At 41.1% G+C, this 25407-nt stretch carries 23 protein-coding genes; 11 read left to right on the forward strand and 12 right to left on the reverse strand.

The window, feature by feature from the left end; all coding sequences use genetic code 11:
• Positions 1-74 precede the first annotated feature (74 nt).
• The 3 genes from DX873_RS00170 to gldJ form a co-directional block, all read right to left on the reverse strand.
• Positions 75-524 (reverse strand): helix-turn-helix domain-containing protein, encoded by a 450-nt coding sequence (locus tag DX873_RS00170; RefSeq protein ID WP_116182520.1) that lies wholly within the window; start codon positions 522-524, stop codon positions 75-77.
• Positions 525-698: 174 nt separating this feature from the next.
• A complete protein-coding gene (locus DX873_RS00175) occupies positions 699-1973 on the reverse strand; it encodes a UDP-N-acetylmuramoyl-tripeptide--D-alanyl-D-alanine ligase (protein ID WP_116182521.1) in 1275 nt (424 codons plus the stop codon).
• A gap of 64 nt (positions 1974-2037) precedes the next feature.
• On the reverse strand, positions 2038-3693 hold the full coding sequence (gldJ, locus tag DX873_RS00180; protein ID WP_116182522.1) for a gliding motility lipoprotein GldJ: 1656 nt from the start codon (positions 3691-3693) through the stop codon (positions 2038-2040).
• A gap of 391 nt (positions 3694-4084) precedes the next feature.
• Here gldJ and porV point away from each other — a divergent pair, with 391 nt between their 5' ends.
• The 6 genes from porV (at position 4085) to DX873_RS00210 (ending at position 10329) form a co-directional block, all read left to right on the forward strand.
• Positions 4085-5230 (forward strand): type IX secretion system outer membrane channel protein PorV, encoded by a 1146-nt coding sequence (gene porV / locus DX873_RS00185; protein ID WP_116182523.1) that lies wholly within the window; start codon positions 4085-4087, stop codon positions 5228-5230.
• A 77-nt stretch (positions 5231-5307) separates the two neighbouring features.
• Complete coding sequence (gene cdd / locus DX873_RS00190; protein WP_116182524.1) at positions 5308-5799, forward strand: cytidine deaminase; 492 nt, start codon at positions 5308-5310, stop codon at positions 5797-5799.
• Between the two features lie 81 nt (positions 5800-5880).
• A complete protein-coding gene (gene pdhA, locus DX873_RS00195) occupies positions 5881-6879 on the forward strand; it encodes a pyruvate dehydrogenase (acetyl-transferring) E1 component subunit alpha (RefSeq protein ID WP_116182525.1) in 999 nt (332 codons plus the stop codon).
• A gap of 4 nt (positions 6880-6883) precedes the next feature.
• Positions 6884-8521, forward strand: a complete 1638-nt coding sequence (locus tag DX873_RS00200; RefSeq protein ID WP_116182526.1) for a pyruvate dehydrogenase complex dihydrolipoamide acetyltransferase — start codon at positions 6884-6886, stop codon at positions 8519-8521.
• An 89-nt stretch (positions 8522-8610) separates the two neighbouring features.
• A complete protein-coding gene (locus tag DX873_RS00205) occupies positions 8611-9636 on the forward strand; it encodes a M28 family metallopeptidase (RefSeq protein WP_116182527.1) in 1026 nt (341 codons plus the stop codon).
• A 15-nt stretch (positions 9637-9651) separates the two neighbouring features.
• The gene (locus tag DX873_RS00210) at positions 9652-10329 is read left to right on the forward strand and encodes an SDR family NAD(P)-dependent oxidoreductase (protein ID WP_116182528.1); all 678 of its coding nucleotides are present in this window, start codon (positions 9652-9654) and stop codon (positions 10327-10329) included.
• 40 nt (positions 10330-10369) lie between these two features.
• Here the strand turns inward: DX873_RS00210 and DX873_RS00215 are convergent, their stop codons facing one another.
• Positions 10370-11473 carry a DNA alkylation repair protein gene (locus tag DX873_RS00215; RefSeq protein ID WP_116182529.1) on the reverse strand — a complete coding sequence of 368 codons (1104 nt, stop codon included), beginning with the start codon at positions 11471-11473 and terminating at the stop codon, positions 10370-10372.
• Between the two features lie 139 nt (positions 11474-11612).
• Here DX873_RS00215 and DX873_RS00220 point away from each other — a divergent pair, with 139 nt between their 5' ends.
• Genes DX873_RS00220 through DX873_RS00230 form a run of 3 tightly spaced genes read left to right on the forward strand, consistent with a single transcriptional unit; the run spans position 11613 to position 14794 of the window.
• Entirely contained in the window at positions 11613-12236 is a 624-nt protein-coding gene (locus DX873_RS00220) for a SprT-like domain-containing protein (RefSeq protein ID WP_116183758.1), read from the forward strand.
• A gap of 17 nt (positions 12237-12253) precedes the next feature.
• Complete coding sequence (locus DX873_RS00225) at positions 12254-13333, forward strand: mannose-1-phosphate guanylyltransferase (protein WP_116182530.1); 1080 nt, start codon at positions 12254-12256, stop codon at positions 13331-13333.
• A 3-nt stretch (positions 13334-13336) separates the two neighbouring features.
• On the forward strand, positions 13337-14794 hold the full coding sequence (locus tag DX873_RS00230) for a DUF389 domain-containing protein (RefSeq protein WP_116182531.1): 1458 nt from the start codon (positions 13337-13339) through the stop codon (positions 14792-14794).
• Position 14795: 1 nt separating this feature from the next.
• On the opposite strand, the gene DX873_RS00235 is transcribed toward DX873_RS00230, so the two are convergent.
• Entirely contained in the window at positions 14796-15563 is a 768-nt protein-coding gene (locus DX873_RS00235) for an ABC transporter ATP-binding protein (protein WP_116182532.1), read from the reverse strand.
• Positions 15563-16300, reverse strand: a complete 738-nt coding sequence (locus tag DX873_RS00240) for an MlaE family ABC transporter permease (RefSeq protein ID WP_116182533.1) — start codon at positions 16298-16300, stop codon at positions 15563-15565. The genes DX873_RS00235 and DX873_RS00240 overlap by 1 nt, the downstream gene beginning before the upstream one ends.
• A gap of 116 nt (positions 16301-16416) precedes the next feature.
• On the opposite strand from DX873_RS00240, the gene pafA reads away from it, so the two are divergent.
• Positions 16417-18087, forward strand: a complete 1671-nt coding sequence (gene pafA / locus DX873_RS00245; RefSeq protein WP_116182534.1) for an alkaline phosphatase PafA — start codon at positions 16417-16419, stop codon at positions 18085-18087.
• Here the strand turns inward: pafA and DX873_RS00250 are convergent.
• The 4 genes from DX873_RS00250 to gcvP form a co-directional block, all read right to left on the reverse strand.
• Complete coding sequence (locus tag DX873_RS00250) at positions 18079-18924, reverse strand: glycosyltransferase family 2 protein (protein WP_116182535.1); 846 nt, start codon at positions 18922-18924, stop codon at positions 18079-18081. The genes pafA and DX873_RS00250 overlap by 9 nt on opposite strands.
• A gap of 3 nt (positions 18925-18927) precedes the next feature.
• A complete protein-coding gene (locus DX873_RS00255; protein ID WP_116182536.1) occupies positions 18928-19446 on the reverse strand; it encodes a class I SAM-dependent methyltransferase in 519 nt (172 codons plus the stop codon).
• Positions 19447-20505, reverse strand: coding sequence for a 3-oxoacyl-ACP synthase III family protein (locus DX873_RS00260; RefSeq protein WP_116182537.1), 1059 nt, complete (start codon positions 20503-20505; stop codon positions 19447-19449). It abuts the gene before it with no gap.
• Positions 20506-20669: 164 nt separating this feature from the next.
• Positions 20670-23522: an aminomethyl-transferring glycine dehydrogenase gene (gcvP, locus tag DX873_RS00265; protein ID WP_116182538.1), complete on the reverse strand. Its 2853-nt coding sequence runs from the start codon at positions 23520-23522 to the stop codon at positions 20670-20672.
• 125 nt (positions 23523-23647) lie between these two features.
• Here gcvP and DX873_RS00270 point away from each other — a divergent pair, with 125 nt between their 5' ends.
• The gene (locus DX873_RS00270; protein ID WP_116182539.1) at positions 23648-24469 is read left to right on the forward strand and encodes a UbiA prenyltransferase family protein; all 822 of its coding nucleotides are present in this window, start codon (positions 23648-23650) and stop codon (positions 24467-24469) included.
• Here the strand turns inward: DX873_RS00270 and DX873_RS00275 are convergent.
• Together DX873_RS00275 and DX873_RS00280 are read right to left on the reverse strand one after the other, a co-directional pair.
• Positions 24466-24696 carry a hypothetical protein gene (locus DX873_RS00275; protein WP_116182540.1) on the reverse strand — a complete coding sequence of 77 codons (231 nt, stop codon included), beginning with the start codon at positions 24694-24696 and terminating at the stop codon, positions 24466-24468. The two genes, DX873_RS00270 and DX873_RS00275, sit on opposite strands and share 4 nt — an antisense overlap.
• 2 nt (positions 24697-24698) lie before the next feature.
• Positions 24699-25253: a sigma-70 family RNA polymerase sigma factor gene (locus tag DX873_RS00280; RefSeq protein ID WP_116182541.1), complete on the reverse strand. Its 555-nt coding sequence runs from the start codon at positions 25251-25253 to the stop codon at positions 24699-24701.
• Between the last annotated feature and the right edge of the window lie 154 nt (positions 25254-25407).

Raw genomic sequence — 25407 nt, forward strand, 5'->3', positions numbered from 1 at the left:
GAATAAAAGGAAAATGCTGTTAATCTGGGTTTTGGGATTGGGAAGCTGTGTTGATACAGCTTGAAAAGTGTAGTTTATGAGGCGTAGAGGACCAAATTTCTATAGTCGTTGGGACTTAGGCCTGCTTCTTTTTTAAAGGCACTGTAGAAACTGGCCTTGCTATTGAATCCTACTTCATACATAACGGCTTTGACACTCATATGTGGATGGTTGAGAAGTAATTCTTGTGCCTCTCTTACCCTATAATAATTTAGTATGGAATAGAAATTTTTATTCAGATACTCATTGAGTACCTGGGAAACTTTGTATCGGTCTTGAGCTATATGGTGGGATAGGTCGTTGAGACCAATGGAATTGTCCTTAAAAAGCTTGTCCAATTCAAAGGCTCTCTCGATTTTCTGTTTTATTTCGGAAGCTTCCTGTTGGGTCAGTCCAGATTTGGCATATTTGGTCACTAAAACACCATTCTGCAAGTCTGGTTGTCCTTTATTTCCTGAAAACCAATGTTTCAAAATTGTTCTCATCAAAAGCTGTTTTGTGGAAACTATGCTTCTAGTTACTACAAAATCAATGAGTTGAAGTTTTTACCGATAAGGAATTACGTAAATCATCTTCGGGAACATTTACTTTAGAGAGGATTTTGGTAAGGTTCTTCAACCAAAGGTTGAAAAATGTCTGTTGTATAAAACCAATACTGGCTAAAGGACATCAAGAACTCTTTCCAGAGCCATTCCTCTTGAACCTTTGATAAGCAAGTTTCCCTTTTTCAATGGATTTTGACCAATGTAATCTTTAAGCGCTTCAAAGGATTTAAATTTTCTAAACGGTGTTTCGGTCAAATGGAAATTCTCTCCCACTAGGAATACTTCCTGGAACTCCAATCCTTTGGCCAAATCTGCTATTCGTTGATGTTCCTGTGCGGCTTCACTTCCCAACTCAAACATATCTCCAAGGATAAGAGATTTTTCATCACCTTCCATTTCCTTGAAATTTTCCAATGCAACCTGCATGCTAGATGGATTGGCATTGTAGGCATCCAAAACAATCTTAAAGCCACTTTGAGACATGACCTGAGATCTGTTGTTTTGAGGTTGGTATGCTTCTAGGGCAATTTTTATCTCTTCCAAAGGAACTCCAAAATATTTGCCTATAATTATGGCGGCGCAGCAATTGGTAAAATTGTACTTGCCAATAAGCTGAGTTTTGATGCTGGTCCCCTCTACTTCCAAAACCACAAACGGATTGGCTTCTATATACGTGATGTTGAAATATTGATGATTGGTTGTGCTGAACCCTATCTTTTTAACATAGGAATCCAGTTTTTGCATCTGAATGGGGTCATCGGCATTTAGAAAAACATACTTGTTGTTGGAGGTCAGGTATTCATAAAGTTCACTTTTGCCCTGAATTACTCCTTCTACACCACCAAAACCTTCTAAATGGGCTTTACCAAAATTAGTGATGTACCCAAAGTCCGGCTGTGCAATAGAACTTAAAAATGCTATCTCTCTTTTATGGTTGGCACCCATTTCCACCACCGCTATCTCGGTTTCGGGCTTTATCGACAATAGGGTAAGGGGAACCCCGATGTGGTTGTTCAGGTTTCCTTTTGTGGCAATGGTGCTATATTTTCCGGAGAGCACGGCGTGGATAAGTTCCTTGGTAGTGGTTTTACCATTACTTCCTGTAAGTGATACGATTTTAGCCTTGCATTGATTTCTATGGAAGGTGGATAGTTTTTGCAAGGTTTCCAATACATCATCACATAGAACGTACTTGTCGGATAATTTATAGGATTCTTCATCAATAATTGCGTAGGCCGCTCCTTTTTCCAGAGCTTCCTTTGCAAACTTGTTGCCATTGAAGTTTGGACCTTTAAGGGCGAAAAACAGACAATTTTCAGTAATCTTACGGGTGTCGGTGCAAACATCTGGATGCTGCAAAAACAACGAATGAAGTTCTTCCAAATTCATTGGTCGAAGATAAAAAAAAGCCCTGATGTTTAAATCAGGGCCTTTCTAATACACAACTTAAAACTTATTTTGCTTTTTTATGTCGAACAGTTTTGTTCTTGGATTTTGATTTTGATCCTACTCTGGACATTGCACATCTAAACCCGATATCGTCAGTAGCCATATATTGAGGCAGGTATCTTCTTTGTGCAGGGTCTAACCAAAATGCCCTATCTCTCCAAGAACCACCTTTGTAAACACGCACTTCATCATTGATCAATGAGGTACGATAGTTAGAGGTGTCGTACTGTCGAAGTAGTTTTCCGGTGGAATCACGCTCTACCTTATGTTTTGGAGAATCGTACATTTTACGGTTATCGGCTTCATCGCTGAATCTTTGGAAGAATCTTGAAGAACCAGCATCACCATCTCTATATCCTCTGTTATCACTCTTGTCAAAATTGGTCCTTAAATAGGTTTCTTCATCCGAAACTGGAACTTCCTTGATTTCTCCTGGAAGGTTGATTGCTACAATTTTACCGTTAGGTAGGGTATCATAAACAATTTGATCTTTAAGGATCTCTACCTTGCCATCTTCACCGATAGCTTTTTTCAAGAAGATATTTCCACGATAGTAATTAAAGTCACTGATTTCGTCATCAACAATGGGTCTGTATACATCAGCCACCCACTCACTTACATTACCGGCCATGTCATAAAGACCAAAATCGTTTGGTTTATAGGATTTTACTTCGGCAGTAATATCAGCACCATCATCAGACCATCCAGCAATACCACCGTAGTCACCTTTTCCTTGCTTAAAGTTGGCAAGTTGGTCTCCACGGCCTACACGTTGACCGTTTCGGGTATAGTCACCCTCCCAAGGATATTTTTTTCTACCTCTGTAGTTATTGTATTCTCTGGAACCGATTAGGGCCTGCGCGGCATATTCCCATTCAGTTTCCGTTGGGAGTCTATATTCTGGCATAATTACACCACTGCTCCTTTTGGCAAATACATTGATAGAATCTCTCTTTTGTTTTCCTTGTAGGGAGTCTATTTGTCCACCATAAACAGATTCTGGATTGTTCAGGTAAGCTTCTGTACTAAAAGTCCCTTCCACTTCTCCACTAAGCACTTGATACCTTGAATCCTGAGCTAAATATCCTTCTCTTTCCAACATGGCTTGGTTTACCCTGTCGGTTCTCCACTCAGCATATTGTGAAGCCTGAATCCAGTTTACACCAACTACCGGATACTCTGCGTAGGCAGGGTGACGAAGGTAGTTGTTGGTCATAGTTTCATTAAAGCCCAATCGGTTCCTCCATACCAATGTGTCAGGAAGTGCTCCTTTATAAATATTGGCATAGCTTGGATTTTCTGGTGGATATACGGCTTTCAGCCAGTCCAAGTACTCCAAGTACATTACATTGGTCACCTCGGTCTCATCCATGTAGAAAGATTGTACATGTTGTTGTGTAGGGGAATTGTTCCAATCATGCATGATATCATCTTGGACTTTACCTTTGGTAAAAGTTCCACCTTCAACAAATACGGTCCCTGGAGGAGTTTCCTGCTCCTTGAAATCTGAATTGTATTGAAATCCACCTTCTTTTGCATTTATTTTCCATCCCGTGGCTCTAGAGACGTTCTTAGAGGAAGATGAGGAATTTTTACAACTGGTAAAACCTCCTATCACAATAGCGCAAGAAAGTACAACTTTGATAAAGTGTTTTTTCATAATTTGGGCTTGAGTACTTTAAAACTCAGGGCTTTAGACCCTCAGTAACTTCAACTTGTTTTGATTTTTAAAATCCTTTGATGGCTTTAAAACGATGTTTTGGCCATAATATTTTGTGCTTCTCAAATAAATCTGGCAAGCCCGGTACGGGCGTTGGCCATACTTTTGTAACGTACAGCATGTCAAAATAGTATGAAACACCTAAGTTTTAACTGTATGCACATTAAGTAGGTGTATACTACCCCTGTTAAATATAGGTTGGCTATTATTCTTAACGGAAGCTTAAAAAAACTATTCGGTTATTATAAGAAATTAAGGAAATGCTCGTTTACATGTAATACGTCTAAAAGTATTTAGGCCTCAACAATGAACTAAACGCTAAAAATTAAAAATGAAAAAGTTACTGATATTGGCGGTGTTGCTTGCAACGATTGCACGTTTAAGCGCACAACAAGAAAGAGTAATTACAACAGCTGTCCCATTTCTGACCATTTCCTCCGATGCTAGAGCTTCCGGTATGGGCGATATGGGTGTGGCGACTTCATTTGATGCTTTTTCCCAACAATGGAACCCTGCAAAGTTTGCCTTTGCCACACAAAAAACAGGAATTGGAGTGAGTTATACTCCGTATTTGGAGAGTATCGTCAATGATGTATCCTTATTAAATGCCAGTTTTTACAACAAAATCAATGATAGAAGCGCGTTTGCTTTTAGTTTGAGATATTTTGGCCTCGGGGAAATTGAACTTCGACAAACAATTAGTGATCCTGCCACTTTGGTCAAACCAAACGAATTTGCCATAGATGGATCATATTCCCTAAAGTTGAGCCAAACCTTTTCCATGGCTGTTGGGGGAAGATTTATCAGTTCCAATCTAAGATTTCAGGATGGAGCACAGGATTCTCAGGCTGCCAATGCTTTTGCAGTTGATATAGCTGGATTTTTCCGTTCTAGAGAAATTGCATACAATAGTTTTGATGGAAGATGGAGAGCAGGCTTTAATATTTCAAATCTTGGAGGGTCCCTGCAATACGATGAGGGAGGTCAGCAGAATTTTTTACCTACTAACCTAAAGTTTGGGGCCGGGTTCGATTTTATTTTCGATCAAGATAATGTCTTGGGACTTCATACTGAGTTCAATAAACTTTTGGTGCCTACTCCACGTGATTTTACAGGAGATGGACTTATTACTCCTGAGGATAACGATGAATATCAGAACATTTCCTTTTTTAATGGTGTTTTTGAATCCTTCGGAGATGCTCCGGATGGATTTAGCGAAGAGTTGAAGGAAATAACGTGGGCCTTAGGCGCAGAGTATAAGTTTCGTGAAGCCTTTATGCTTCGCGGAGGGTATTTCAATGAAAGCGAAGACAAAGGGGCAAGACAGTTTTTTACCATGGGTGCAGGATTCAAGTTTAAGGCTGCTCAAATAGATTTGTCTTACCTGTTTTCGACTTCGCAGGTCAGAAACCCGCTTGAAAACACCCTTAGGTTTTCCCTTACCTTTAATTTGGGGGAAGAATACCTAAACGATTAGAAACAAAATCAATATTCGTAATAAACCTGTCCTTGGACAGGTTTTCTTATTTTAGCACATACCTGATAGGTTGAATCATGAAGAAAACACAGATCAGTTTTGAACTTTCCATCTTTGAAACTCCCGAAGAGCTATCACAAAACGATCAAAAATTGTTAAGTGAGGCAGAAACCGCCAGAGATAATGCATATTCACCGTATTCAAATTTTCAGGTTGGTGCGGCCGTACTCTTAGAAAATGGGGAGATAGTACATGGTAACAATCAAGAGAATGCATCCTATCCCTCCGGGCTTTGTGCGGAGCGTGTTGCAGTCTTCTACGCTGGGGCAAAATTCCCTGGGGTTCCCATCAAGGCAATTGCTATAAGTGCTTCTTCCAAAAAAGATGTCACAAAGACTCCCGCTGCACCTTGCGGCAATTGTAGACAAGCAATTATTGAATACGAGCAAAAGCAAAAAAGTCCTATTCCCATACTATTTCGGGGGAAGGTAGGGCCTATATATAAATGTGCTTCCATGGCAGATATTTTGCCCTTGGCATTCAGTAGCTCATTTTTGGGTGATTCTTAGACCAATTCTTTTCCCAAAACAGATATATATGTATTTTTGCTCTTCCCTATTAGAGGGCATTTTCACATAATATTACCGTTGATGAGAAAAATCACCAAAGAAGTCTACCTTAAATGGTATGAGGACATGTTGTTCTGGAGAAAGTTTGAGGACAAGTTGGCCGCAGTTTATATCCAACAAAAAGTACGTGGATTTTTGCATTTGTACAATGGGCAGGAAGCCGTACTGGCAGGATCATTGCACGCAATGGACCTTACAAAGGATAGAATGATTACTGCTTATAGAAACCATGTGCAGCCAATTGGAATGGGAGTGGACCCCAGAAAAGTAATGGCAGAGCTTTATGGAAAGGTTACTGGGACTTCCAAAGGTATGGGAGGATCCATGCACATTTTCTCTAAAGAGTACCGATTCTATGGTGGACATGGAATTGTAGGAGGACAGATTCCTTTGGGAGCAGGACTGGCTTTTGCGGATAAATACTTTAAAAGAGATGCAGTCACCCTTTGCTATATGGGAGATGGAGCAGTTAGACAAGGTGCTTTGCACGAGGCATTCAACTTGGCAATGCTTTGGCAGTTGCCCGTAGTTTTTATCTGTGAGAACAATGGGTATGCTATGGGAACTTCGGTTGCAAGAACTGCTTATACAACGGATATTTGGAAACTGGGCTTGGGTTACGAAATGCCATGTGCTCCGGTAGATGGAATGGACCCTGCCATTGTTGCCAAGGAAGTGGACAAGGCTGTAGAAAGAGCTCGTACTGGAGGCGGACCAACATTTTTAGAGATGAAGACCTATCGCTATCGCGGTCACTCTATGTCCGATGCACAACACTATCGTACCAAGGATGAGGTGGAAGAGTACAAAAAGATTGACCCTATCACCCAAGTAAAAGATGTGATTCTTGAGAAAGGTTATGCCTCAGAAGAAGACATAAAGGAAATAGATAAAAAAGTAAAGGCATTGGTATCGGAATGCGAAAAATTTGCTGAAGAGTCGGATTTTCCACCTTTGGAGCAAATGTACGATACCGTTTACGAACAAGAAGATTATCCATTTTTACAACATAAATTATAGGTAAATGGCAGAAGTGATCAACATGCCCCGCTTGAGCGACACCATGGAGGAAGGTACCGTGGCAAAATGGCTCAAAAACGTCGGGGATAAGGTAGAGGAAGGCGATATTTTGGCTGAAATCGAGACGGATAAAGCTACCATGGAGTTTGAATCCTTTCATGAAGGTACCCTTTTGCATATTGGTATTGCTGAAGGAGATGGGGCTCCCGTGGACTCACTTTTGGCAATTATTGGAGAAGAAGGTGAAGATATTTCAGGCTTGTTGGCAGGAGGTTCCGCCCCTGCCCAGGCAGAGGAAGCTCCAGCTCCGGCAACTGAAAGTAAACCTGAAAAAACTGCCGCTCCTGCAGGGGCCTCCATCCCAGAGGGAGTTGAAATAATTACCATGCCACGCTTGAGCGATACCATGGAAGAAGGTACCGTGGCCAGCTGGTTAAAGAAAGTAGGGGATGCTGTTGAGGAAGGTGATATCTTGGCAGAGATTGAGACAGATAAGGCTACCATGGAGTTTGAATCGTTCTACTCGGGTACGCTGCTACATATTGGAATCCAGGAAGGTGAAGGAGCACCTGTAGACTCTTTGCTGGCCATAATTGGCCCAGAGGGCACTGATGTTGATGCAGTACTCAATGCACAATCAAATGGAGCAACCACTGAAAGCGCGCCGGAGACGGATGCTGCTCCAAAAAATGTGGAACAAGTACAAGAAGCTGCGGTTGAAGCACCAGTAGTATCTCAAAATGGACAACGCGTTTTTGCATCGCCATTGGCAAAGAAAATTGCTAGTGAGAAAGGAATCAACCTTGCTGATGTAAAAGGTTCTGGAGACCATGGAAGGATTGTGAAACGAGATGTTGAAAACTATCAACCCTCACAAGCACCAGCTCCATCTATTGAAAAACCTTCAGAAGCCGTTACAGCTTCCGCCCCTGCGGCACCAATAAGTTTACCTGTTGGAGAGGAGAGCATGGAGGAAGTTAAGAACTCTACCATGCGTAAGGTCATTGCCAAGAGATTGGGTGAATCCAAATTCTCTGCCCCACATTATTATTTGACCATTGAAGTGGATATGGACAATGCCAAGGCATCAAGAGCGCAGATCAACAATCTGCCGGACACTAAAGTGTCTTTCAATGATATGGTATTGAAGGCCTGCGCGATGGCACTTAAAAAACATCCACAGGTAAATACTTCATGGAATGGTGATACTACGGTATACAAACATCATATACATATGGGTGTGGCCGTTGCCGTTGATGAAGGCCTTGTGGTTCCTGTAATCAAATTCGCAGACCAACTTAGCTTAACCCAACTAGGTGCGGCTGTAAAAGACTTGGCAGGTAGGTCCAGGAGCAAGAAGATCAAACCCGATGAAATGGAAGGAAGTACTTTTACAGTTTCCAATCTGGGAATGTTCGGCATATTGGAGTTTACTTCCATTATAAACCAGCCAAACTCTTCAATATTATCCGTTGGAGCCATTGTGGAAAAACCAGTGGTCAAAAATGGAGAGATTGTAGTGGGAAGTACCATGAAAGTAACTTTGGCATGCGACCATAGAACGGTAGATGGTGCAACCGGGGCACAGTTCCTTCAAACCTTGAGGGCTTATCTGGAGAATCCGGTAACTATGTTGGCCTAGTTTTATATTTTGAAAAAAGAATAACCGATTATAATGAAGCATCCTTTTAAGGATGCTTTTTTTATCTTTAAAAACATAAATTGAACAAGATGAAGAAAATTTTTAGCTTCTTTGGATTGGTGCTGCTGTTAAGTTGCGGTTCAGCACAAATAGTTGAAACTAAAACAGCTCCGGTTTCAGGACCAGAAGGGGTAAAAGGAAGTGCAGTGGGTGCTAACCCCGACAATACTTCCGCGGATACAAATTTTGCTTTTACTGATTCGGGTAGAGTAGGGGATATCATGAATTACTTGGCCTCAGATGACCTTAAAGGAAGAGATTCAGGAAGTGAAGGAATTGAAATGGCGGCTATCTATATTGAAAATTATTTCAAGTCCTATGGAGTGGAGCCCTTTTATGAATCGTACAGAGATACACTGACCAATTTTAAAAAACCATCCTATAATATTGTCGGTATTGTTGAGGGGAATGACCCTGAACTCAAAAAGGAATATATTGTTATTGGTGCACACTATGACCATATTGGTACCATCTCTCCGGAACATGGGGACTACATAGCAAATGGTGCAAATGACAATGCTTCCGGGACAACGACTGTAATGGAAATGGCGCGATACTTTGGGACCAAAAAAACCAACAAACGCAGTTTGATTTTTGCACTTTTCAGTGCCGAGGAAAAAGGATTGTTGGGTTCCGAACATCTGGCCCAAAGAATGAAGAAAGAGGAACTGAACTTATATAGCATGCTCAACTTTGAAATGACTGGTGTCCCATTGAAAGGAAAAGATTATTATGTGTACATCACAGGATATCACAGGTCTAATCTTGCTGAAGTGAGCAACAAATATGCTGGGGATAACTTGGTAGGGTTTTTACCCACGGCTAAAGAGTACAGCCTGTTCCAAAGATCAGACAACTACCCTTTTCATAAGGAGTTTGGAGTACCCTCCCACACGTATTGCACATTTGATTTCACCAATTTTGACCACTATCATAAGGTTGGGGATGAGGTTGAACTCATGGACTTTGACCACATGGCCACTTTGGTGAACCGAATGTTGCCCGTGCTTGAGGGTATAGCAAATTCATCCACACAAGAGATAAAAATGAATTGATTAAGAAATCCATTCATGGCAAATATTGTAATAACTGGAACTAGTAGGGGTATTGGTTTTGAATTGGTGAAACTCTTTGCAAAGGAGGGCCATCAGGTATTGGCTTTGTCCCGAAACGAAAAACCTATAGCGGATTTAAACTTACCTCAAGTACATACTTTTCCTTTTGATTTGTCCAATTCACAAGATTTTTCAAAAGTGTCCAACTTTTTGGAACAATGGGATAAGGTGGATGTGTTGATCAATAATGCCGGAAGTTTGCTCAACAAGCCTTTTGTAGAAACCTCCTTGACCGAATTTGAATCGGTTTACAAAGTAAATGTATTTGGTGTAGCGCAGTTGACCCAAACCGTTTTACCGAAAATGGGGCGGGAAGGGCATGTGGTGACCGTTAGTTCCATGGGAGGAGTGCAAGGGAGCGTAAAGTTTCCCGGACTTTCCGCTTATAGCTCAAGTAAAGGAGCTGTAATCACCCTCACGGAACTTTGGGCCGAAGAATTCAAGGAAACAGGACCAAGTTTTAATGTGTTGGCCTTGGGCGCAGTGCAGACAGAAATGCTCGAAGAAGCCTTTCCAGGCTATCAAGCCCCGGTTACGGCCTTGGAAATGGCATCATACATCAAGGATTTTGCTTTGACCGGACACAAGTTGTACAATGGTAAACTATTGCAGGTAAGCAATAGTACCCCTTGATCCATGTCATTCCTGCACGCGCTTTGGGGTACAATTTCAATTAAATCAGTTCAAACTTTTTTCGCTGCACTTCCTTTCCATTCAAAATAATGGAAACTTCATGTTTCCCTAAATGATATACCCTTGTGGTAATGGGTTTAAAGGATTGCTTTCGTATGATTTCTGAAATGCTCTTTCCGGGATATTCTTTTTCACTGATTTTAAACACTTTTCTGGATAGTGTACCATTGGCCTTTTGGTAATAAATACCATATTCCACTCGAATTTTTGAAGATGCGGTATTCGTGTTTTGAAGTTTAAAACTGAACTCGAGACTCTCTCCGATTCGAATTTTGGGAGTTATAACCTTAAAATCCTTGCATTTGATATGGTCAATATCTCCAAAACCGAACAATTGCATTATCTCATTGTTCCCTTGCTTCAATAGCGTACGGCTGGCATGTTTGGCAACCCAGTCCATATTCGGGTTGGTTCCATGCCATTTTTTTACCAAATCAATAGCAATGGCAGGATGGTCCTTGGAAATATCATTGACATTGTTGGCCACACTACGTCGTACGTATTCCGACTCATCATTCTTTAAGTTTTCCAATATGGGAAGTATGGCACTGGGGTCTTTCTTTAAATTGGGAAGGCCCATTGCCCATGGCAAACGAGGTCGACAACCTTCGGAAGATAATCTTCTAACATGTAGATTTTGGTGTTTGGACCACTTCAATAAAATTGCAAAAGCAGCTTCTTGATTTTTAAGGGTAAAAGGTCTTATCGCAAATTCACAAGAAACAAATTGAGTGACAGTTTCCATGGCATTCATGGAAATCTCGAACTCGTCCTGGCCATAAACTTCTATAAAATCAGGTAGAAAAATAAAACCTAATGTATCAATACCGTAATCATCTTGTCTAAGTATCTCGACCAAATCCAGTATGGTGCCAACGTTCTTTTTATAATCATCACCCAGATAGTTTCCCAAGCAGAGGGTAATATGGCGCATTCGTTGTTTTAGTTCCCTGCTTTCCCATTCAGCATCATGCACACTCTTCATAAAACCTGCTGAATCAAACTGCGGTAGAACTTCTTCGAACGATTTAAGGAACCGCTCGAAGAATGAATCACTGTATATAGTTTTTAAGAGTTCTGCCATATTATTTTGTTTTACTGATGCAAAAATAGGAAGGGGTTATGACAGCCTTATGTCAGCTGGGGACGAAATTTTTCATACCCTTTTTCGGAAAACTAACTTTTCGAAGTCGCGCTAGCGGCAAACTTGTAAATTTGTGGCAGTGAACACCACTTTACAAAAATATTTACCTGAACGCGCCATTGAACCTTGTTTTGAATTGATCAAGAAGCATGGAGTGCATTTAAAAGTTGTCAACCATCGGGTTACCCGCCACGGGGATTATAGAAGGATGCCCAATGGTCTACATCAAATTACCGTTAATGCATCTCTCAATAAATATCGGTTTTTAATCACGCTGATTCATGAAATTGCCCATTTGGTTGCTTTTGAAACCTACGGACGACGAATTAAACCTCATGGGCTCGAATGGAAACGTACCTTTCAACATCTGATGGTTCCCTTTATTAGACCCGAAGTGTTTCCTTCTAAACTATTGCCCATTATAGCGCATCATTTTAAAAACCCTAAGGCAAGTAGCAGTACGGATGCTCGATTGTCCATAGCCCTAAAAAGCTTTGATTCGCAGGAAAGTGATAAAAGTTATGTGTATGAATTGCCCATGGGAAGCGTGTTTAGGTTGTACAACGGGCGATTGTTCAAAAAGGGAAAGAAAAAAGTAAAACGATACGAATGTGTGGAATTGTCCTCGGGCAGATTATATTTGTTTCAACCCAATGCCGAGGTGGAGTTGATTAATGATACGTCCTTTGAACCACCCTTCTAAATAAGAATCAAGATAAAATGAACAAAAATTATTACGCAGTTTTGATGGCCGGGGGAGTTGGTTCCCGTTTTTGGCCAGTTAGTACCACAGCTAATCCCAAGCAGTTTCACGATATGCTGGGTACTGGGAAGACGTTGATTCAAAAAACCTTTGATAGGTTGAATCGTTTTATCCCCACCGAAAATATCTTGATACTCACCAACGAGCGGTACAATGATTTGGTTTTGGAACAATTACCTAAGGTAAAACAGGAGCAGGTGGTGTTGGAGCCAGCCATGCGGAATACCGCGCCTTGTATTTTGTATGCCGCGTTGAAAATCCAAAAAATGAATCCCAATGCGGTAATGATCGTAGCACCCAGTGATCATTGGATTGAAGATGAACAAGCCTTTGAGAATGATGTCAAGGCGTGTTTTGATAAATGTGAAAAAGAGGAAGTGTTGTGCACCTTGGGAATCCAACCTACTTTTCCCAATACAGGTTTCGGTTATATTGAATTTGAAAAGGGAAGTGACGAAAAGTTGAAAAAGGTGTCACAATTCCGAGAAAAACCCGATTACGAAACCGCAAAGGAATTTTTGGCCCAGGGCAATTTTCTTTGGAATGCCGGTATTTTTATGTGGAGTGTGAATACCATAGTAACCGCGTTTAAAAATTATCAACCCAAACAATACCAACTTTTTGGGGAAGGTATTTCTTGTTATAATACTGCTGATGAACAGGCTTTTATACAAGAAAACTATGCCAAGGCCGAAAACATATCCATAGATTATGCTATCTTGGAACAATCCAAGTCCATCTTCACCTTACCGGCCACTTTTGATTGGAACGACCTGGGAACATGGGGGGCATTATATGATAAACTGGATAAAGATGAGTCAGGAAATGCCGTTGTCAATGCCCAGACGCTCATGGAAGATGCAAAAGGTAATATGGTACGTTCGCCGAAAGGTAAGATTGTGGTAGTGGATGGCCTGGAAGACTATATTATAGTGGACAAGGAGGAAGTTTTATTGATTTACCCCAAATCCAAACAACAGGATATTAAAAAAGTACTGAACCAGGTAAAAGACAAATTTGGAGATCAGTATGCATAGCATATGAGTGAACATTTATTTGCAGATAATGAGCCCCCTACTCCGCAGGATAGTGGAGATGAAGTAAAAAAGGACTTCAAAGGACTTTTGGGCAGTATACGAAAGTTTCTCTCGGAACTTTTGGAAATAAGGACCAACACGGATGCCGCTGCAACCAAGGAATCTATCATTGATGATATCCCTTTTAAGGGACATACTTCCTGGATTCTAATCTGTTCCATCTTCATAGCCTCTGTTGGACTCAACGCTAATTCTACCGCTGTTGTTATCGGTGCCATGTTAATTTCCCCGCTTATGGGCCCTATTTTGGGTATGGGCATGTCATTGGCCATCAACGACATTGATACGCTGAGGCGCTCAATAAAGAATTTTACCGTAATGGTGGTCTTGAGTGTGGTTACCGCCTTTTTGTTCTTTTACCTCTTTCCACTTCGTGATGAATCATCTGAACTTTTGGCCCGTACAAAACCGGACATTCGAGATGTACTGATTGCCTTTTTCGGGGGTCTTGCCCTGGTCATTGCACGTGCAAAAAAAGGGACTATAGCCAGTGTGATTTTTGGTGTTGCTATTGCCACAGCTCTTATGCCACCGCTTTGTACGGTAGGTTTTGGATTGGCCATTGGCAAACCATGGTATGCAGCCGGAGCCATGTACTTGTTCATTATCAATACCATCTTTATAGGTTTAGCCACGTTTTTGGTCATCAAGTTTTTACGATTTCCGATGGTACGTTATGCCAACTCCCAAAAAAGGAGGTTTATAGCCAGAGTTGCTTCCATTACCGGAATTTTAGTAATGGTACCTGCCGGATTTACCTTCTATAAGGTTTTTCAAGAATCCTTATTTAAAAAACAGGCACAGGAATTTCTAAAAGAGACCGTCGAGGTATACCAGTTTCAGGGGGCTGGAAGATATGTGGATAATCTAACCAAATTGGAGTACAATGATGGAAAGACTCCATTGATTGAGCTCGTCTGCATGGGAGACGAGATTATTCCGGAAAATGTGGTGAATACCTGGCGAACTCAAAAAAATGAATTCTCCAGACTTAAAGAAGCTGAATTGCACATTATCCAGGGGGGTAAGGACGATTCCGAAGAAAAGTTCAATTATGTAAGTGAACTTTATGAGAAGAACAAAGCAGAATTACTGAACAAGGATGAGCAAATCAGACTGTTGGAAGAAGAAGTGGCCAGCCTGACCAAAAATGCTGGTAAACAAATCCCTTTTACGGATATCAGTGCTGAAGCCAAGGCCAATTATGAGAATATAGCTGGTTTGGGGTTCTCTTATCAAATGAGAACGGACTTTAGCAAATTGGATACTGTTCCTGTTTTTGAAGTGAAATGGAAAGATGGAATCCGACAGAGCCAAAAGAACACGGACGCCCAAAAAATGTTGGCCTGGCTGAAACTAAGGCTTCAAGATTCTACTTTGGTCATTAAAGAGGTGGAGTAGTTCAATTCCGTTCTTCTAGGTACATCTGTCGTACTTTTTTAAACAGTTCAGAGGAGTATACAAAATCGGTTACTGCCTTGTTGTCCGTTTTAAAGATTTCCTTGTTGGTGCCTTCCCACTCTTTATAACCATTTTTAAGAAAAATAATCTTTTCCCCTATTTCCATCACCGAATTCATGTCGTGGGTATTGATGACCGTGGTGATGTTGTATTCTTGCGTGATTTCCTGGATAAGATTGTCAATCAAGATAGCTGTTTTGGGGTCCAGACCAGAATTAGGTTCATCACAAAACAAGTATTTAGGATTCATTACAATGGCACGGGCAATGGCCACACGTTTTTTCATTCCTCCGGAAATCTCTGAAGGATACTTTTTATGGGCATCAATAAGATTGACGCGTTTCAGGACAAAATCCACACGATCTTGCATTTCGGACCTAGATTGTTTGGTGAACATGTCCAAGGGAAACATTACGTTTCCTTCAACGGTCATGGAATCAAAGAGCGCACTTCCCTGAAAGACCATTCCCATTTCCTGTCTTAAATCGCGACGTTCACTAATGGAAAGTTCAGAATAGTATTGCCCATTGTAACAGATTTGGCCCTCTTCGGGTTCAAAAAGACCTAAAAGACACTTCAAGAACACCGTTTTTCCAGAACCACTTTGTCCAATTACCAGATTGGTCTTTCCTTGCTCAAAGGTGGTGCTTATCCCCTTTAGTATATGCGAATCGCCAAACGATTTATGTAGATTTTCAACAATGATCATCAGCCTAGTAGTAATTGTGTTAGGATATAGTTCAGAATAATGATGACCACACTGGTCCACACAAAGGAAGTGGTGCTGGCCTTACCTACTTCCAAGGCGCCACCGCGCATATAAAAGCCATGATAGGAGGGCAGGGTGGCAATGACAAACGCAAAAACAAAGGTTTTTATGAATGCATAGGTAACATGGAAGCTGTCAAAATCCATCTGTAAACCTTTGATAAATTCTCCGCTGGGAGCATATCCACCAAAAACAGCAGCAATCCAACCTCCAAAAACACCAACAAACATGGCCACGGCCACGGCAAACGGATACATGAGCATCGCAATAATCTTTGGAAATACCAGATAGTTCAGCGAGTTGACACCCATTACTTCCAAGGCGTCAATCTGCTCTGTAACGCGCATGGTTCCAATACTCGAGGTGATATAGGACCCCACTTTTCCTGCCATAATGATGGAGGTAAAGGTTGGGGCAAATTCTAGGATTACCGATTGCCTGGTTGCAAAACCAATCAAACTTTTAGGTAAAAAGGGGCTATTGAGGTTTAAAGCAGTTTGGATAGTGACCACCCCTCCTATAAAAAAGGAAATAAATATGATGATACCCATGGAACCGAAAATCAACTCATCGATTTCCTTAAGAATCAGGGATCTCATGATTGGCCACTTGGTTGGTTTTTTAAATACTTCCCATACCATGATGAAGTACTTTCCAATCGCTTCAAGGTATTTCATGTGCTAAAAATAGACTTGCGGTGATAAAAATAAGAATATTGTGGAGCATTTAACCTTCATTTAAATTTATAAAAGGGAGAAATGAATAGTTTTGCATCACTAGATAAACTCCATCCATGAAGTATACAAGACTTTTATTTGTGCTGATGTCAATTTGTATTTTGAACGTTGCCAACGCCCAACGAAAAAAGAAAAATACCGAAGAAGTAAAACCTGTTGAAATTGTAGAGACACCCAAATTGGTTGTGGGAATTGTGGTTGATCAGATGCGTTATGATTACCTGACCCGTTTTTGGGGGCAATATGGAGAAGGAGGTTTTAAGCGTATGGTTGGAGAAGGATTCAATTGTAAGAACCATCATTTCAATTATGCGCCAACCAGTACTGGGCCCGGACACGCTTCGGTGTATACGGGAACTACGCCGGCCACCCACGGAATTATTGGCAATGATTGGTATGACAAATTTCAGGATGAAGAGGTTTATTGTGCTGCGGATGACAGATATTCTTCGGTTGGGAGCTCTTCAGATGCTGGAAAAATGTCCCCTCATAGAATGCTCTCCACAACAATAACCGATCAGCTAAGATTGCATACCCAAAAAAGAGGAAAAGTAATTGCAGTTGCTTTAAAGGACAGGGGGGCGGTATTGCCTGGAGGACACATGGCCAATGCCGCATATTGGTTTGAAGGTGGCGAAAACGGCAACTGGATTACCAGTTCATACTATATGGATACATTGCCGCAATGGGTAAACGATTTTAACGCTTCCGATGCAGTTGAGGTCTATAAAAAACCTTGGACCACATTGAAGCCTATAAACATCTATCTAGAAAGTGGCCAGGACAATAATAATTATGAAGGCAAGCTGGAGGGTGAAAACAATACAACATTTCCGCATGACTTACCTGGACTATGGGAAGCTAACATGCAGTTTGATCTCTTAAGAAAAACTGCGTATGGAAACAGCATTACTGCTGATTTTGCCCTAGCAGCCTTGGAAGCCGAGAATTTAGGGATGGATGCTATAACTGACTTTCTAGCCATAAGTTTTTCCAGTACGGATTATGTGGGACACTTTTATGGTGTCAATTCAAAGGAAATTCAGGACACCTATATGCGATTGGACCAGGATTTGGCTCGAATCTTTAATACTTTGGATGAAAAAGTAGGTAAAGGACAGTATACCGTTTTTCTCACTGCTGATCATGGAGCTATTCATGTGCCGAGCTATTTAAAGGATGAAAAAATACCTGCTGGATACTTGGATATGGACAACATGCAGGAAAAATTCACGGAGTTTTTGAAGTACAAATACGGAACCACGGATGTGGTAAAGAGCATTTCTAACGGCCAGATTTTCTTAAATCATAAGATTTTGGCCAATTTGGATATTGATTTGGATGATGCACAAGAGGAAATGGCCATGGAACTGCTAAGTTACAATCAACTGGATAGGGTGTTCACTGGACATCAGATGTGGCAGAACGAATATCGCGAAGGAATTCCCTATATCTTACAGAATGGTTACAATCAAAAACGTTCTGGAGATATTTTGATGGTACCTAAGCCCGGATTCATTTCATATAAATTAACCGGGTCTACCCACGGTTCCCCAATGATTTATGACACCCATGTACCCTTGTTGTTTTTTGGAAAGGGCGTTAAACACGGAAGCACCGCCAATAGAACCGAAATCCCAGATATTGCCCCTACCATAGCAACCTTGTTGGGGACAGCATTTCCCAACGGAGCTACAGGAAGACCTATTGGAGAAGTGTTAGACTAATTTGGCTTTTATTCCTTTCCATCTAAGTTTTCTTATAAAAACACCTTCTTCTTTGGAGACAAAACGCGGGGTGCTGGCTGCCATAGCTTTCAGATAGCCTACAAGCATGGAGAAGTACAAAAATGGATTTTTGGCTTGCCAGGACATTTTTAAGGCAGCTATTTTGGTAAGAGTAATTCCGTAACGCATTTTGTAAAGCGCTGCTCCTTTAGCTTGAAAATTTTTGGAGCTATAGCCATGCCCTGTTGGACGTAAATGCTTTACATGGAGTTCTGGAATGGTCGTTGTCTCAAAATCGTGATACTGCGCCAGAAGCACATCTACGGTATCCCAACCGACACCAGGTCGCAATCCGCCAATTTTGTTAAAGCAAGCCTTGTGGTACAACTTGATGGGACCACGAATATGGGATTTGTCCGCAATGCTTTCATAGACCCGTTTATCCCCCTTTTTAATATAGAGAAGTCCGGAGCACATACCCAGTTTCCAATTGGCTTGAAATTGCTTCAATACGGTTTCAAAATAGTTGGAGGGAAGAATGATGTCCGCATCAAATTTTCCTATGAGATCAAAAGAAGAAGCATAGGTCAACCCGAAGTTGAAGGTATCCACTACCTTTTTACCCGGAATGTGTTCATCTGTTGATTTTCGCTGAACGGTTTTGATCCATTCAAATTTTTTGGTGTATTCGTTGGCAATGGCAAAGGTATCATCGCTAGAATTGTCATCTACAATGATGACTTCGTCTGGAGTGTGGGTCTGCGCAACAAATGAGTCGAGACACTTCTTTAAAAAAGTAGCTTCATTGTGTGCGGGAATTATAATAGTGATCTGCATGGACTATCGCTCTGCATACACAATATAATATCTTGGCGTAAAATATCGAAATAGAGGTCTAATTCCTATTTTTTTTGTGGGATTGCTCCATTTAGCTGAGTCTTTGATGGTCCATCCAGCTTTTTCCAGAAGCCAGTCAAATTGCCAATCCTCAAATTCATGGTAGTGTCTGTCCCAAGGGTCATTCTTACTTTTATAAGCAGAGGCAAACCAAAGTCGAAGGGGAATACTGGCCACTAACTTTTGAGCCTTGATTTCTTTAAGTACATTAAAGGGAGCTACAAGGTGTTCGAAAATTTCGAATGCGGTCACAACTTGGGCGTCAGATTGAGTTACAGTGGTAAAATCCACGTCCAAATCTTCCCCTGAGGTATTATTAACCTCATAGCCCTTAGACTTCATGATATCGGAAAATGGATTTTCAACTCCTAGATCCAAAATGGATTCGGAAGTAGAGATATGTTTTTGTAAAAACGCCAAAGTGTGTTTGTAGCGTTTATTCGGAAAGTTGTTTTCGTACATCTAGCATCTATATACAATGGCGTTGATGTTCATTCCTGCACCAACGCTTGCAAAGATAACAACATCTCCCTTTTTAACTTGATGTTGCGGAAGTTCTCCCTGAAGGACCAAATCATATAGGGTGGGTATGGTCGCCACCGAGCTATTCCCCAGCTTGTGTATGCTCATGGGCATAATGTCTTCGGGAACATCCTTTTTATAAAGTCTGTAGAACCTTTTAAGGATGGCCTCATCCATTTTTTCATTGGCCTGATGGATGAATATTTTTTTTACTTCATCAATACTTACTCCACTTTCATCCAGACAGTCTGCCATGGCCTGAGGCACATGTGTACAGGCGAATTCATAAATTTTTCTACCATGCATTTTGATGTACCGGGTGTCCGGGCAGCCTTCATTGTTATAGGTTTTGTCAAAAAACAGGTAGTAGGCCTCCTCATTGGCATAGGTAACAGAAGCATGACTCAAGATTTCGCCAGAACTGGCATTGGCTTCAATTATTGAAGCGCCAGCGCCATCAGAATAGATCATACTGTCTCGATCATGTGGGTCTACAATTCTGGAAAGTGTTTCTCCCCCAATTACCAGACATTTTTTTGCCATCCCACTTTTTATGAAAGCACAGGCCTGAATTACCCCTTCAATCCAACCTGGGCAACCAAAAATAACATCGTAGGCTACACACTTTGGGTTTTTAATTTGAAGGAGGTGCTTTACTCGTGTTGCAAGGCTTGGTAAGGTATCACTTTGAATCTTCCCTGGTGTTAAATCACCAAAATTATGGGCGAAGATGATATAATCCAGTTCCTCTTTGTTTATTCCTGCATCCTCTATAGCCCTCTGAGCGGCCAAGTAGCCAAGATCAGAGGTTTTGAGTTCTGATTCTGCATAGCGTCTTTCTGCTATACCCGTGATGGATTTGAACTTTTCAATGATAACGGCATTGTTGTTTCCGATGGAAGCACCATCAGTGGCCAAAAATTCATGCTGTAAAAAATCTTCATTTTTTGTGACGATGGCGGGAATATAACTTCCAGTGCCTGTAATACCGATTTTCATGTGGAGGTTTTAATATATGAAAGATATGATCTAAAGTCTTTGTTGTTATGCACGCATAACAATCTATATGATGTCCAAGGTGATTTTCTAAGGGGTAAGAAAACAAAATCCCCCTAGTTTCAAGATAAAATAGGGGGTTCAGGCCAATAATCATGCTGGTTTTACTATGCTTCCATGTAAGCTTCGATTGGGGTGCAGGTACATATTAAATTACGATCCCCAAACGCTTCATCTGTTCTTCTTACTGTGGGCCAAAATTTGTTTTCGGCGACATAGGACAATGGAAACGCGGCTTTTTGTCTTGAATATGGGAAATTCCATGAATCATTCGTGACCATTTCCAGGGTATGCGGTGCATTTTTCAATACGTTGTTGGAGTCTTCTGAACTGGTCTCATCAATTTCTGCTCGGATAGCAATCATTGCATCACAGAACCTGTCCAATTCAGCTAAGCTTTCACTTTCTGTGGGCTCAATCATCAAAGTTCCCGCAACTGGGAAGGAAACGGTAGGGGCATGAAAACCATAGTCCATCAATCTTTTTGCAATGTCTACCACTTCAATACCATTGGTTTTAAAAGGTCTGCAGTCAACGATCATTTCATGGGCAGCTCTTCCTCGTTCCCCGGTGTAAAGTACATCAAAACTTCCTTTGAGTCGGTCCTTGATATAGTTTGCATTGAGAATGGCCACTTTGGTCGAGTTGGTGAGTCCTTCGGCTCCCAACATTTTAATATATCCGTAGGATATGAGGCACACCAAAGAACTTCCCCAAGGAGCTGCGGAAATTGCTGTAATTGCTTTTTCGCCCCCAGTTTCAATAACTGGATTTGTGGGTAGAAAAGGCTTTAATTGTTCTGCAACACAAATAGGGCCTACTCCTGGTCCGCCACCGCCATGAGGTATGGCGAAAGTTTTATGCAAGTTGAGGTGGCATACATCAGCTCCAATGGTTGCCGGATTGGTTAGGCCTACCTGAGCATTCATATTGGCACCATCCATATAGACCTGTCCTCCATGTTCGTGTATCAATTGGGTGATGTGGATAATGGATGATTCAAAAACCCCATGAGTTGAAGGATATGTGACCATTAATGCGGCTAAATTGCTGGAATGCAACTCTACTTTCTCCTTAAGGTCGTCAACATCAATATTTCCGTTATCATCGGTTTTGGTAACGACCACCTTCATGCCTGCCATAACTGCAGAAGCAGGATTGGTACCGTGAGCAGAAGCGGGAATGATACAAATGTTCCGATGTCCTTCTCCACGGGATTCATGATAGGCTCTGATGGTCATTAAACCGGCATATTCTCCTTGAGCTCCCGAATTTGGTTGAAGGGAGGTGGCTGCAAACCCAGTAATCTCATTTAATTGCGACTCCAGCGATTTTAGCATGTCCTGATAACCTTCAACTTGGTCTAGAGGTACAAAAGGGTGAATGTTTCCCCAATTGGACCAGCTTAAGGGCAACATTTCCGAAGCGGCATTCAATTTCATGGTGCAGCTTCCCAAAGAAATCATGGAATGGTTCAGGGCCAAGTCTTTGCGTTCCAATTTTTTGATATACCTCATCAACTCTGTTTCGGAGTGATAGGAATTGAATACCTCATGCTCCAAAAACGGAGTTTTGCGTTGAGATGGACCCGAAATCACTTCATCAATTTCAGCAGCAAAGGAGATATCATTTTTGATGTCAAGTGATTTCATGAAGCAATACATCAAAACTTTGACATCACTTTCAGAAACCGCTTCATTCAAGGATATCGATACAGTGTCAGCATCAACATAGTTGAGATTGATGCTGTTTTGTACTGCAATTTCCTTAAGTTTTTCCACATTTTTCACACGGACCAGAATTGTATCAAAGTACGAACTGTTCAATTGTTCCAGACCGAGTCCTTCCAAACCTTTGGTCAGCATTCTGGTATGGGTATGAACCTTATTGGCAATGTATTTTAGTCCTTCAGGGCCATGGTAAACGGCATACATGCCAGCCATCACTGCCAACAATACCTGAGCTGTACAGATGTTAGAAGTGGCCTTATCTCTTTTAATATGTTGTTCCCGAGTTTGAAGCGCCATCCGCAAAGCTGGATTACCGTCGGTGTCCTTGGTGAGCCCTATAATTCTTCCGGGAATGTTTCTCTTGTAGTCATTTTTGGTGGCAAAAAAAGCAGCGTGAGGCCCACCATACCCTAAAGGTATTCCAAAGCGTTGGGTAGTACCGACCACCACATCCACTCCCCATTCACCAGGAGAAGTAAGTAGTGCAAGACTCAATATATCGGCAGCAACCGCCACCTTGATTTCATGGGTTTTGGCTGTTTTTACAAAATTGGCATAGTCATGAACTTGACCGTATTTTCCCGGATATTGCAGCATTGCACCATAAAATCCTTCTGAAAAATCGAATGTTTCATGGTTGCCTACAACAAGTTCAATGCCCAATGGTTCAGATCGGGTCTGTAATAAGCTTAAAGTCTGGGGAAGTATTTCTTCGGAAACAAAAAACTTAACGGCACCTTCCTTTTTCTGCTGTCTTGATCTTATATCAAAAAGCATGGTCATGGCTTCGGCAGCTGCAGTACTCTCATCCAACAGGGAGGCATTGGCAATTTCCATTCCGGTTAGGTCACTGACCATGGTTTGGAAATTTAATAGTGCCTCCAATCTTCCCTGCGCTATTTCAGCTTGATAGGGCGTATAGGCAGTATACCATCCGGGATTTTCAAGTATGTTACGCTTGATTACTGAAGGGGTCAAAGACTCGTGATAACCCAACCCAATATAAGTTTTGAATACTTTATTTTTCTTGGATAGTTCATGGACATGACTTAAAAACTCATGTTCACTTATCCCTTCGGGAAGGTTTAAGGGTTTCTTAAGTCTAATATCATCGGGAATGGTCTCGTGAATCAACTGGTCCATGGTGTCTGTCCCAATAGTCTCCAACATTTTGGGAAGATCTTTTTCCGTAATGCCTATATGTCTGGCGGCAAACATTTCTGTATTCATGTTCAATCCAATAAAGTGCACAAAATTAGGGATTAATTCGACGAAAATAGGCAATTTTGAAAAGCTCTGGACCAAAGTTGTTAACCAAAAATTAACCTTTGTAGTAGGCAATAGAATTTTGTTCAATGAGGACGTTGAAATTCATTTTTGATTTTTATTTGGATGCCAGCATTCATGTTGCTTTGGCAGTAATTTCTCTTATGGGCTGTACTTTTTATTTCTTAAACATTTCCTGGAATCTTTCGTTGATGGGTTTTGTTTTTTTCAGTACTGTGGTATGCTACAATTTTATCAAGTATGGGGTAGAGGCATACAAATACATTATTGTATCCAATTCGTACCATAAAGGGATTCAGGTATTCAGCTTTCTTTCATTTGGGCTTGCCATGTATTTTTTTGTTCAGTTGAACACTTCAATTTGGATTGCGGTAGTAGTATTGGGATTGTTATCCACCCTGTATGCAGTGCCATTACTACCTGATGCTAAAAATTTAAGAAACCTTGCTGGTTTCAAAGTTTATATTGTGGCTTTAGTGTGGACGGGGTTTACGGTATTGCTTCCAGTTTTGGATGTTGATTATTCCATTGGTTGGGATATTGGGGTGCTGATGGCGCAGCGTTTTATTTTGGTTTTGGTACTCTTGTTACCTTTTGAAATAAGGGATTTGAAATGGGACGATCAAAACTTACGGACCTTGCCTCAGGTATTGGGAGTTAAAAAGACCATAGGTCTGGGCTTGGGTTTGACGATGCTATTCTTTACCCTAACTTTTTTAAAAGATGAAATTACCACTATGGAAATTTGGACGAGATTGGTTTTGGGTATTCTTTTGATTTCTGTCCTCTTGGTCAATCAAAAAAAACGTGGTGGGTATTTTGTTTCTTTTTGGGTTGAGGGTATTCCGATAATTTGGTTGGCAGTCCTACGGATGGCAAGTAACTTCTAGATTCTTTTCTCCAAATCTTTTTTCATAGCGTCCTTTTCGCTTTCTGACAACACGTTCAATTCTGCCCGATCACAAAGCGAGGTCAACGCTTGGTTGCGTTTGGTGAACTTAGCACAAGTTTTGCAATACAAGATGTGCATGCGCAATTTTAGGATCTCCCAAAAGCTCGCTTCCTTGTATTGTGATCTATTGCAAATATTTGATGCCTCCTCACATGAAATCTTCATAACTAAAACCAATTTTCATTTAAACAACCCATGAGTGCCGTTCTTGCCCGGTGAATCATCACCCAAAGGTTGGACGGATTTATTCCCAAATCATTACAAATGTCCTCGGTACTCATGCCCTGAATGGTTTTCATTTTGAATACCAACGATTGTTTTCTGGGCAATTTGGAGATACATTCCTGAATGGCCATTCCCAATTCCTCGTTTTCAAGTGCGTTATCGCCATCTTGACTAAAAGGGTCGGCTACTTGTTCTTCCAGCCAATCTCCTTCAGAATCTGAATCCGAACCATAACTGACACGAACTTCGGCCTTGCCTTTTTTGGAATTGATTTTTCTGTAGTGATCAATCACCTTTCGCTTTAAAATTGCAATGAGCCAGGTTCGCTCGGCGGCATCGCCCTTGTAATTTTTAGCGGAATTGAGACCTGCGTAGAAGGTTTCCTGTACTAAATCTTTGGCAATCTCAGCGTCACTAACGCGTGCCACTGCATAGTTAAAAAGGTAATCTGCGTACTGGTCTACCCAATTTTGAGGATGAAGCTCGTGTAATGCCATATCTGTTTAAGAATATCAAAAGTAATTGATTTTAGTTTATGATCTATAGCTGTTACAAACGACGATAAAAATTATCACGAAAAGTTCATGAACCTGGACTTTAATCAAAGATTAACAATTTTCAGATGGAAACAACATAGATTAACCTGAACTG

Origin of the sequence: Flagellimonas nanhaiensis, from assembly GCF_003382275.1 — a bacterium.
Classification (GTDB): Bacteria; Bacteroidota; Bacteroidia; order Flavobacteriales; family Flavobacteriaceae; genus Flagellimonas; species Flagellimonas nanhaiensis.